At 71.5% G+C, this 11398-nt stretch carries 7 protein-coding genes; all 7 read left to right on the forward strand.

Annotated features, from left to right (window positions below):
- Positions 1-125 precede the first annotated feature (125 nt).
- The 7 genes from GL263_RS12550 to GL263_RS12580 all read left to right on the forward strand — a co-directional run bounded on the left by GL263_RS12550 (position 126) and on the right by GL263_RS12580 (position 11393).
- Positions 126-887 carry a DsbA family protein gene (locus tag GL263_RS12550; protein ID WP_182855748.1) on the forward strand — a complete coding sequence of 254 codons (762 nt, stop codon included), beginning with the start codon at positions 126-128 and terminating at the stop codon, positions 885-887.
- 46 nt (positions 888-933) lie between these two features.
- Entirely contained in the window at positions 934-1968 is a 1035-nt protein-coding gene (lgt, locus tag GL263_RS12555; protein ID WP_182855749.1) for a prolipoprotein diacylglyceryl transferase, read from the forward strand.
- Between the two features lie 144 nt (positions 1969-2112).
- Positions 2113-2847 carry a VIT1/CCC1 transporter family protein gene (locus GL263_RS12560; RefSeq protein ID WP_182855750.1) on the forward strand — a complete coding sequence of 245 codons (735 nt, stop codon included), beginning with the start codon at positions 2113-2115 and terminating at the stop codon, positions 2845-2847.
- A 366-nt stretch (positions 2848-3213) separates the two neighbouring features.
- Positions 3214-7770, forward strand: coding sequence for a glutamate synthase large subunit (gltB, locus tag GL263_RS12565; protein WP_182855754.1), 4557 nt, complete (start codon positions 3214-3216; stop codon positions 7768-7770).
- Positions 7763-9223 carry a glutamate synthase subunit beta gene (locus tag GL263_RS12570; RefSeq protein ID WP_182855751.1) on the forward strand — a complete coding sequence of 487 codons (1461 nt, stop codon included), beginning with the start codon at positions 7763-7765 and terminating at the stop codon, positions 9221-9223. The genes gltB and GL263_RS12570 overlap by 8 nt, the downstream gene beginning before the upstream one ends.
- Positions 9224-9393: 170 nt before the next feature.
- Complete coding sequence (locus tag GL263_RS12575) at positions 9394-9879, forward strand: hypothetical protein (RefSeq protein ID WP_182855752.1); 486 nt, start codon at positions 9394-9396, stop codon at positions 9877-9879.
- Between the two features lie 245 nt (positions 9880-10124).
- Positions 10125-11393 (forward strand): sugar ABC transporter substrate-binding protein, encoded by a 1269-nt coding sequence (locus tag GL263_RS12580; RefSeq protein WP_182855753.1) that lies wholly within the window; start codon positions 10125-10127, stop codon positions 11391-11393.
- Positions 11394-11398: the final 5 nt, after the last annotated feature.

Below are 11398 nucleotides of genomic sequence, written 5' to 3' on the forward strand. Positions count from 1 at the left end.
CGGTCGTCCCGTGCGACGAACGGCGCGCACGCGCGTCCCCCGGAGGTCCCGGCTCACACTCGAACGAGCGAAAACCGGCCGCCCGCCCGCTCCCCGTCCGGGTGCCGCTCGTTGCACCCGACGTGATGAGCGACAACAACGACCGACACGGCCCGGAACAGCGCTCCGCCCGCGACCGCCTGAAGGAGGAGCGCGAGCGGCAGAAGCGCTCCGACAAGCGACGGCGTACGCTCACGGCCGCTCTCGCGGTCGTCGCCGTGCTCGCGGCCGCCGGCACGATCGGCGTGCTCGCCACCACGAAGGGCGGCGGGCAGGACGACTCCGCCGGTCCCGCGCCGGCCCCGATCACCGAGGGCGACGCCCGCGCCCCCGTCACACTCGACGTCTACGAGGACTTCCGCTGCCCCGGCTGCGCCGGCTTCGAGCAGACCTTCGGCGGGACCATCAACGAGCTGCGGGAGGCCGGGAAGGTCAAGGTCCGCTACCACCTGGTCACGGTCGTCGACGGCCACAACGGCAGCAGCGGTTCGAAGAACGCCGCGAACGCCGCCGCCTGCGCCAAGGACGCCGGCCACTTCGTCGCGTACCACGACCTGCTCTTCAAGCACCAGCAGGACACCGCCGACGGCGGCTTCGAGAACAAGAAGAACCTCGTCAAGCTGGCGAAGAAGGTCGACGGGCTGGACACCCCGGCCTTCCGTGACTGCGTCGAGCAGGGCACCCACGACCAGTGGGTGGACCGCACCCACGAGGCCTTCCTGAAGTCCGGCTACCAGGCGACGCCCACCCTGGTCATGGACGGCGAGGACCTCTCCAAGGACCGCAACGCCCAGTTCACCCCCGAGATGCTGGTGAACAAGGTCGAGGAGGCCGCGGAAAAGTCCTGACGCGGCTGCCCCTCGGACGCCCCGGCAGGGTAGCGTCTGAGGGGCCATGAACATCCTCGCTTCGATTCCCAGCCCGGCGACCGGTGAGCTGCACCTCGGCCCGCTCCCGCTCCGGGGTTACGCGCTCTGCATCCTCCTCGGCATCTTCGTCGCCGTCTGGCTCGGCAACCGGCGCTGGGTGGCGCGGGGCGGACGCCCCGGCACGGTCACCGACATCGCCGTGTGGGCGGTGCCCTTCGGCCTGGTCGGCGGCCGGCTCTACCACGTGATCACCGATCACCAGCTCTACTTCGGCGAGGGCCGGAACTGGGTCGACGCCTTCAAGATCTGGGAGGGCGGCCTGGGCATCTGGGGCGCCATCGCCCTCGGCGCCGTCGGCGCGTGGATCGGCTGCCGCCGCCGGGGCATCCCGCTGCCGGCCTACGCCGACGCCGTCGCCCCCGGTCTCGCGCTCGCCCAGGCCATCGGTCGCTGGGGCAACTGGTTCAACCAGGAGCTGTACGGGCGACCCACCGACGTGCCGTGGGCCCTGGAGATCGACAACGGCACCGACCTCGGCACCTTCCACCCGACGTTCCTCTACGAGTCGCTGTGGTGCGTCGGTGTCGCGCTGCTGGTCATCTGGGCCGACCGCCGGTTCACCCTCGGCCACGGCCGCGCGTTCGCGCTGTACGTCGCCGCCTACACCGCGGGCCGGTTCTGGATCGAGTACATGCGCATCGACCAGGCCCACGAGGTGCTGGGGCTGCGGCTGAACAACTGGACGGCGCTGCTGGTCTTCCTCGGCGCGGTCGCCTACTTCGTGATCTCCGCCCGCCGGGCCCCGGGCCGCGAGGAGGTCGTCGAGCCTGCGGCGGTGGAGGACACCGCCGAGGGCGGGAACGGGAAGTCCACGGAGGACGCCTCCGACGCCGACTCCGCCACCGCCAAGGCCGACTCCGCCAAGACGGACGCCGCGAAGGCCGGATCCGCGAAGGCCGACGCCGGAAAGGCCGCTGCCGCCGGCAAGGCTGACGCCGCCGACAAAGCCGACGCCCGGAAGGCCGGAGCCGCCGGCGGTGACGAGACCAAGGGCGACTGACCCACTCCTCCTGTGCGGCCGGTCGACCGACCGGCCGCACAGCTGTATCCGGCCCCGGACTTTCCGTCATAGCCGCAGCTCAACACCGGTGAGTTCGGCCTGCCTCGCTGGCAGCGCCGCCGCCGGCGGCCTACCGTCGTGAGCATGACCCAGCCCGGGGACAAGGATCTCGTCCAGCCCGCCGTGCACCGGCTGAACCACCGGCACCGCGACGTCAACGGCGGCTGGCTGCGGCCCGCCGTGTTCGGCGCCATGGACGGCCTGGTCTCCAACCTGGCGTTGATCTCCGGTGTGGCGGGCGGCTCGGTCGCGCCGGACACCATCGTGCTGACGGGGCTGGCCGGGCTCGCCGCCGGCGCGTTCTCCATGGCGGCGGGGGAGTACACCTCGGTCGCCAGCCAGCGGGAACTCGTCCAGGCGGAACTCGACCACGAGCGCCGCGAGCTGGCCGGGCACCCGGCGGAGGAGCAGGCGGAACTGGCCGCCCGCTACCGGGCGCGCGGGGTGGACCCCAGACTCGCCGACGCGGTCGCCGAGCAGCTTTCCCGCGACCCCGAGCAGGCGCTGGAGCTGCACGCGCGGGAGGAGCTGGGTGTCGATCCGGGCGGGCTGCCCTCGCCGACGGTGGCCGCCGTCGCCTCCTTCGGCGCGTTCGCCGTGGGCGCGCTGCTGCCGGTGCTGCCGTACCTGTTCGGCGCCACCGTGCTGTGGCCGGCGGTGCTCGTCGCACTGTCGGGGCTGTTCCTGTGCGGCGCGCTCGTGTCGAAGGTCACGGCCCGTACCTGGTGGTACACCGGGCTCCGGCAGTTCATCCTGGGTGGGACCGCCGCCGCGCTCACCTACGGCCTCGGCACCCTGCTCGGTGCCGCCATCGGCTGAGCGCACCGGTGGTGACCGACCGGCTTGCGCACGGCTGAGCGCACCGGCCCCGCGTATGCGACTGCGCACATCGGGTGACAACGGTTACCAGGCGGTTTCGAATGCTTTTCGGCGGGGCAGGAGCCGGGAGCGCTTGTGGGCGACGATGCCCACGCGCCCCCGCGCCCACCTGGGCGGGACGGCTGTCCCCTCCGGTTGCGCGCCCACTCCAGGCGTCCGCATGATGGACTCGACTATCCAGTTCTCGGGAAGCTGGCCATCATGTAACCTGCACGAAAATTTCCTGAACGCAGAGGGCCAGCGTCGTCCCTCGGCACCTGAAAACTGCCACCGACGACGACGGGAGAGCCCATGCGTGCAGCGTCCATGGCGGCCCACCCTGCCAAGCAGGGGATGTACGACCCCGGGTACGAGCACGACGCCTGCGGCGTCGGTTTTGTGGCCACCCTCACCGGCGAGGCCAGCCACCAGCTCGTTCAGCAGGCGCTGACCGTGCTGCGCAACCTGGAACACCGGGGCGCCACCGGTTCGGAGCCCGACTCCGGTGACGGCGCGGGCATCCTGCTCCAGGTCCCGGACGCCTTCCTGCGCGAGGTCGCCCCGTTCGAGCTGCCCGCCGCCGGCGGCTACGCCGTCGGTACCGCCTTCCTGCCGGCCGACGAGGCCGAGGCCGCCGAAGCCGTCTCGGCCATCGAGACGATCGCGTCCGAGGAGGGACTGCGCGTCCTGGGCTGGCGTGAGGTCCCCGTCGCCCCCGAGCTGCTCGGCAACGGCGCCCGCGCCACCATGCCGGCCTTCCGCCAGCTGTTCGTCGCGGACGCCGCCACCGACAACCCGCGCACCGGCATCAAGCTGGACCGCGTCGCGTTTGTGCTGCGCAAGCGCGCCGAGCGGGAGGCCGCCACCTACTTCCCGTCGCTGTCCGCGCGCACCCTCGTCTACAAGGGCATGCTGACGACCGGGCAGCTGGAGCCGTTCTTCCCGGACCTCTCCGACCGCCGGCTGGCCTCCGCCGTCGCGCTGGTCCACTCCCGGTTCTCCACCAACACCTTCCCGAGCTGGCCGCTGGCCCACCCGTACCGGTTCGTCGCCCACAACGGTGAGATCAACACCGTCAAGGGCAACCGGAACTGGATGCGCGCCCGCGAGTCCCAGCTCGCCGGCGACCTCTTCGGCAACGGCGACCTCGAGCGCATCTTCCCGATCTGCACCCCCGACGCCTCCGACTCGGCGTCCTTCGACGAGGTGCTGGAGCTGCTGCACCTCGGCGGCCGCAGCCTGCCGCACTCGGTGCTGATGATGGTCCCCGAGGCGTGGGAGAACCACGACTCCATGGACCCGGCCCGCCGCGCCTTCTACCAGTACCACTCCACGCTGATGGAGCCCTGGGACGGTCCGGCCTGCGTCACCTTCACCGACGGCACCCAGGTCGGCGCCGTGCTCGACCGCAACGGTCTGCGCCCCGGCCGCTACTGGGTCACCGACGACGGCCTGGTCGTGCTGGGCTCCGAGGTCGGCGTGCTGGACATCGACCCGGCGAAGGTGGTCCGCAAGGGCCGCCTCCAGCCCGGCCGGATGTTCCTCGTCGACACCGCCGAGCACCGCATCATCGAGGACGACGAGATCAAGGCCGCCCTCGCCGCCGAGCACCCCTACCAGGACTGGCTCGCCGCCGGCCTGACCCAGCTGAAGGACCTGCCGGAGCGTGAGCACATCGTGCACACGCACGCCTCGGTCAGCCGCCGCCAGCAGACCTTCGGGTACACCGAGGAGGAGCTGCGGGTCCTGCTCGCCCCGATGGCCCGCACCGGCGCCGAGCCGATCGGCTCGATGGGCACCGACTCGCCGATCGCGGCGCTCTCCGACCGCCCCCGGCTGCTGTTCGACTACTTCACGCAGCTGTTCGCGCAGGTCACCAACCCGCCGCTGGACGCCATCCGGGAGGAGCTGGTCACCTCCCTGATCTCCTCCCTCGGCCCGCAGGGCAACCTGCTGGAGCCCACCTCGGCGTCCTGCCGCAGCGTCACCCTGCCGTTCCCGGTGATCGACAACGACGAGCTGGCCAAGCTCATCCACATCAACGCCGACGGCGACCGCCCCGGCATGAAGGCGGCCACCCTCTCCGGTCTCTACCGGGTCTCCGGCGGCGGTCAGGCGCTGGCCGACCGCATCGCCGAGATCTGCTCGGAGGCGGACGCCGCGATCGCCGACGGCGCCCGACTCGTCGTGCTCTCCGACCGGCACTCCGACGCCGAGCACGCGCCGATCCCGTCGCTGCTGCTGACCTCCGCCGTGCACCACCACCTCATCCGCACCAAGCAGCGCACCCAGGTGGGCCTGCTGGTGGAGGCCGGCGACGTGCGCGAGGTCCACCATGTCGCGCTGCTCATCGGCTACGGCGCCGCCGCCGTCAACCCGTACCTGGCGATGGAGTCCGTCGAGGACCTGCTGCGCGAGGGCACCTTCCTCCCCTCCGACCTGGAGCTGGAGCAGGCCACCGCCAACCTCATCAAGGCACTCGGCAAGGGCGTGCTGAAGGTGATGTCCAAGATGGGCATCTCCACCGTCGCCTCCTACCGCGGCGCGCAGGTCTTCGAGGCCGTCGGCCTGGACGAGCACTTCGTCGACACCTACTTCCACGGCACCACCACCAAGATCGGCGGAGCCGGGCTCGACGTGGTCGCCAAGGAGGTGGCCGCCCGCCACGCCAAGGCCTACCCGGCCACCGGCATCGCGGCGGCCCACCGCCGGCTGGAGATCGGCGGCGAGTACCAGTGGCGCCGCGAGGGCGAGCCGCACCTGTTCGACCCGGACACCGTCTTCCGTCTCCAGCACTCCACCCGTGAGCGCCGCTACGACATCTTCAAGCAGTACACCGCGCGCGTCGACGAGCAGTCGGAGCGGCTGATGACGCTCCGCGGCCTGTTCGGGTTCAAGTCGGACCGGAAGCCGGTGCCGCTGGAGGAGGTCGAGCCCGTCTCGGAGATCGTCAAGCGGTTCTCCACCGGCGCGATGAGCTACGGCTCCATCTCGCAGGAGGCCCACGAGACGCTCGCCATCGCCATGAACCGGCTGGGCGCCAAGTCCAACACCGGCGAGGGCGGCGAGGACCCGGAGCGGCTCTACGACCCGACCCGCCGTTCGGCGATCAAGCAGGTCGCCTCCGGCCGCTTCGGCGTCACCAGCGAGTACCTCGTCAACAGCGACGACATCCAGATCAAGATGGCGCAGGGCGCCAAGCCCGGCGAGGGCGGCCAGCTCCCCGGCCCGAAGGTCTACCCGTGGGTGGCCAAGACCCGGCACTCCACGCCCGGCGTCGGCCTGATCTCCCCGCCGCCGCACCACGACATCTACTCGATCGAGGACCTCGCCCAGCTCATCCACGACCTGAAGAACGCCAACCCCAAGGCGCGCATCCACGTCAAGCTGGTCTCCGAGGTCGGCGTCGGCACCGTCGCCGCCGGCGTCTCCAAGGCGCACGCCGACGTGGTGCTGATCTCCGGTCACGACGGCGGCACCGGCGCCTCCCCGCTGACCTCGCTCAAGCACGCCGGCGGCCCCTGGGAGCTCGGCCTCGCCGAGACCCAGCAGACGCTGCTGCTCAACGGGCTGCGGGACCGGATCGTCGTGCAGACCGACGGCCAGCTCAAGACCGGCCGCGACGTCGTCATCGCCGCGCTGCTCGGCGCCGAGGAGTTCGGCTTCGCGACCGCGCCGCTGGTCGTCTCCGGCTGCGTCATGATGCGCGTCTGCCACCTGGACACCTGCCCGGTCGGCATCGCCACCCAGAACCCGGTGCTGCGCGACCGCTACACCGGCAAGGCCGAACACGTCGTCAACTTCTTCGAGTTCGTCGCCGAGGAGGTCCGGGAGATCCTCGCCGAGCTGGGCTTCCGCACCCTGGACGAGGCCGTCGGCCACGCCGAGGCCCTCGACGTCAGCCGCGCCGTGGACCACTGGAAGGCGCAGGGCCTCAACCTGGCCCCGCTGCTGCACGTGCCCGAGCTGCCCGAGGGCGCCGTCCGGCACTGCGTCACCGTGCAGGACCACGGCCTGGAGAAGGCGCTCGACAACCAGCTGATCAAGCTGGCCGCCGACGCGCTCGCCGCCGAGACCGTGGAGGCCGCGCAGCCGGTCCGCGCGCAGGTGCCGATCCGGAACATCAACCGGACGGTCGGCACGATGCTCGGCCACGAGGTCACCCGGAAGTTCGGCGGCGCCGGACTGCCCGACGACACCATCGACATCACCTTCACCGGCTCCGCCGGCCAGTCCTTCGGCGCGTTCATCCCGCGCGGCGTCACGCTGCGGCTGGAGGGCGACGCCAACGACTACGTCGGCAAGGGCCTCTCCGGCGGCCGCGTCGTCGTCCGTCCCGACCGGGCCGCCAACCACCTGGCCGAGTACTCCACCATCGCGGGCAACACCCTCGCCTACGGCGCCACCGGCGGCGAGATGTTCCTGCGCGGCCGGGTCGGCGAGCGGTTCTGCGTCCGCAACTCCGGCGCCACCGTGGTGTCCGAGGGTGTCGGCGACCACGGCTGCGAGTACATGACCGGCGGCAAGGCCGTCGTCCTGGGCGAGACCGGACGCAACTTCGCGGCCGGCATGTCCGGCGGCACCGCCTACGTCATCGACCTCGACCCGAGCAACGTCAACCGCGAACTGCTCACCGCCGTCGAGGAACTCGACGCGGACGACCACCAGTGGCTGCACGACGTCGTGCGCCGCCACCACGAGGAGACCGGCTCCACCGTCGCCGAGAAGCTCCTCGCCGACTGGGACACGGCCAAGACGCGCTTCAAGAAGGTCGTTCCCCCCACCTTCAAGGCCGTGCTCGCCGCCAAGGACGCCGCCGAGCGAGCGGGACTCAGCGAGTCCGAGACCCACGAGAAGATGATGGAGGCGGCGATCAATGGCTGACCCCAAGGGCTTCCTGACCACCGACCGCGAGGTCGCCAAGAGCCGACCGGTCGAAGAGCGGGTCAAGGACTGGAACGAGGTCTACGTCCCCGGCTCCCTGCTGCCGATCATCAGCAAGCAGGCCGGCCGCTGCATGGACTGCGGCATCCCGTTCTGCCACAACGGCTGCCCGCTCGGGAACCTCATCCCCGAGTGGAACGACTACGCCTACCGGGAGGACTGGCAGGCCGCCATCGAGCGGCTGCACGCCACCAACAACTTCCCGGAGTTCACCGGCCGGCTCTGCCCCGCGCCGTGTGAGTCCGCCTGCGTGCTCGGCATCAGCCAGCCCGCGGTGACCATCAAGAACGTCGAGGTCAGCATCATCGACAAGGCGTGGGACAACGGGGACGTCACGCCGCAGCCGCCCGAGCGGCTGTCCGGCAAGACGGTCGCGGTGATCGGCTCGGGTCCGGCCGGACTGGCCGCCGCCCAGCAGCTCACCCGCGCCGGTCACACCGTCGCCGTGTTCGAGCGCGCCGACCGCATCGGCGGCCTGCTGCGCTACGGCATCCCCGAGTTCAAGATGGAGAAGCGGCACATCAACCGCCGCGTCGAGCAGATGCGCGCGGAGGGCACCAAGTTCCGCACCGGCGTCGAGATCGGCACGGACGTCAACGCCGCCGACCTGCGCCGCCGCTACGACGCCGTGGTGGTCGCCGCCGGCGCCACCACGGCGCGCGACCTGCCGGTGCCCGGCCGCGAGCTGCGCGGTGTGTACCAGGCCATGGAGTACCTGCCGCTGGCCAACAAGGTGCAGGAGGGCGACTTCGTCACCCCGCCGATCACCGCCGAGGGCAAGCACGTCGTGGTCATCGGCGGCGGCGACACCGGCGCCGACTGCGTGGGCACCGCCCACCGCCAGGGCGCCGCCTCCGTCACCCAGCTGGAGATCATGCCGAGGCCGGGCGAGGAGCGCTCCCAGGGCCAGCCCTGGCCGACGTTCCCCATGCTGTACAAGGTCACCTCCGCGCACGAGGAGGGCGGCGAGCGGGTCTACTCCGTCTCCACCACCCACTTCGAGGGCGACGAGGACGGCAACGTCCAGTGGCTGCACCTGGTCGAGGTCGAGTTCAAGGACGGCAAGCTGGAGCAGAAGCCCGGCACCGAGCGCCGGATCCCGGCGCAGCTGGTGACCCTCGCCATGGGCTTCACCGGCGTGGACCGGGTCAACGGCCTCGTCGAGCAGTTCGGCGTGGAGGTCGACGCGCGCGGCAACATCGTCCGCGACGCCGACTACCACACCGGCGCGGACGGCGTCTTTGTCGCCGGCGACGCCGGCCGCGGCCAGTCGCTGATCGTCTGGGCCATCGCCGAAGGCCGCTCCGCGGCCCGCGCGGTCGACCGCTACCTCACCGGCAGCAGCGCCCTCCCGGCCCCGGTCCGCCCCACGGACCGCGCACTCACCGTCTGACCTCTGACCCCAAGCTCCCGTACAACGGTGTACGGAATCGCCGCGGTGCCTGTCCTCACCCCCGACCGAGGGCGGGCGCCGCGGCACACTGCTGTCCGGGGGCGGACCGTCGTCCGGGGAACCGTCCCGCCCCCCGCCTCGTCACACCGGCAACCCCCCAAGGAGGCGAGATGCGACGAGTAGCGACGGCACTGGCGCTCGCGGCGGCCACCGCCCTGGCCGCGACCGGCTGCGCCAAGGACGACCAGACCGTGCGGACCGGCGGGCCCGGTGAGGAGCCGACCAAGAAGCAGACCCGGTTCGAGAAGCGGGCCGAGGTCATCGAGAACACCTGGCCCGAACGGCTCAAGCCGCTCGACGGCCGCCCCGACGAGATGCTGCCGCTGGAGAACGCCGAACGCCCCGACCCCGACAGCAGGACCCTCACCGTCATCGTCGGCCACGGCAACTGCGACAAGGACTGGGGCGCGCACCTGCACGAGACCGAGGACCTGGTGATCGTCGCCGGCTGGAAGAAGGAGGACAAGAACGTCGAGTTCTGCACCGAGCAGCTGGTCACCGACAAGGTGAAGCTGAAGCTCGACGAGAAGTTCGGCGACCGCACGATCGTCGACGCCGCGACCGGCCGCCAACTCCCCCACGAGAAGGCCGAGTAGCCCTTCCTGGGGCCGCCAGGTCGTGATCGGAGTTCGGGGCAGCGCCCCGGTTTCGGGAACTTGTGGGGGTCCCTCCCCCGGCCGGAGGCTGGGGGAGGGGTCGGGGAACTGGAACCCGTCCGGCCGCGCACCTGGCGGTGGCGCTACGCCAAACTGTCGATCGTCGCGCCGCCGCCCGCGCCGCTGCGCGGCGCCGGCGGCGCGATGCCGCACCCTGTGACCACGTCACATCGAGGGGAGCGGCCATGAGAACGCGACTGATCGCCGTCGGCGCGGCCCTGGGCCTGCTGGCCTGCGGCGCCGCCGGCTGCGGAGGCAGCGGCAGCGCCGACGACCGCGCCCTGACGGTCTGGATCATGGAGGGCACCAATCCGGACTCCCGCCCCTTCTTCAAGGAGGTCCGCGAGGCGTTCACCGAGCGGACGGGTGCGGATCTGAAGGTGCAGTACGTGCCGTGGCCGGACGCGCACGACAAGTTCACCAAGGCGATGGCGGGCGGCACGACGCCGGATGTGGCGGAGGTCGGTTCGACGTGGACGACCGAGTTCGCCGACGCCGGCGCGCTGGTGGACCTCACGGACCGCACGGGGCGGGCGGGTCTCGACAAGGATCTGGTCTCCGGGCTGCGGGAGGCCGCGACGCACGAGGACCGCCTCTACGGCGTGCCCTGGTACGCCGGCGTCCGCGCCCTGCTCTACCGCAAGGACGTGTTCGACAAGCACGGCCTGTCCGCGCCCACCACCTGGAAGGAACTCCAGGAGACCGCCGTCCGGCTGAAGAGCCTCGAACCGAGGATGATCCCGTTCCCCGTCGTCGGGGACAGCGAGTACGCGCTGGACGCCTTCATCTGGGGTGCCGGCGGTCACCTGGCCGTGCAGAAGGACGGGCGGTGGAAGTCGGCCGTCGACAGCCGGAAGTCCGTGGAGGGCATCCGCTTCTACACCGACCTCGCCACCCGGCACGGCGTCTCCACCAAGGCGGCGGCCACGTGGAACGAGGCCGATCTGGTCGACCACCTGACGGCCGGCAGGGTGGCGATGGCCGTCTCCGGCAGCTGGACGCCGTCCGCCGTGCTGGCGGCCGCGCCCGAGCTGAAGGGGAAGCTCGCCGCCGCCCCCATCCCCGGTCCGAAGGGGGGCGTCAGCCCGTCCTTCCTCGGCGGCTCGCATCTGGCGGTGTTCAACACCGCCAAGGACCAGGAGCTCGCCTGGGAGCTGGTCGAACTGCTCAGCGACGCCGAGTTCACCGCCAAGTGGGCCGAGCAGTCCGGGTACTTCCCCGGTCAGCGTCCGCTGGTGGAGAAGGTGAGGGACGGCGGCGAACCGCTGGTGGCGCCGTTCGCCCGGCAGATGCTGGAGGGCGGGACCACCGTGCCCACGACGCCCGCGTACGGGCAGGTGCAGGGCAGGAAGACGCTCGCCCAGATGGTGCAGGCCATCCTGACCGGTAAGAAGGACGTCGAGCGGGCGGCGGCCGACGCGGCCAGGGACATGGACCGGACCTTTGGCGACTGAGGCAC

The organism is Streptomyces durbertensis (genome assembly GCF_014156695.1).
In the GTDB taxonomy this organism is placed as follows: domain Bacteria; phylum Actinomycetota; class Actinomycetes; order Streptomycetales; family Streptomycetaceae; genus Streptomyces; species Streptomyces durbertensis.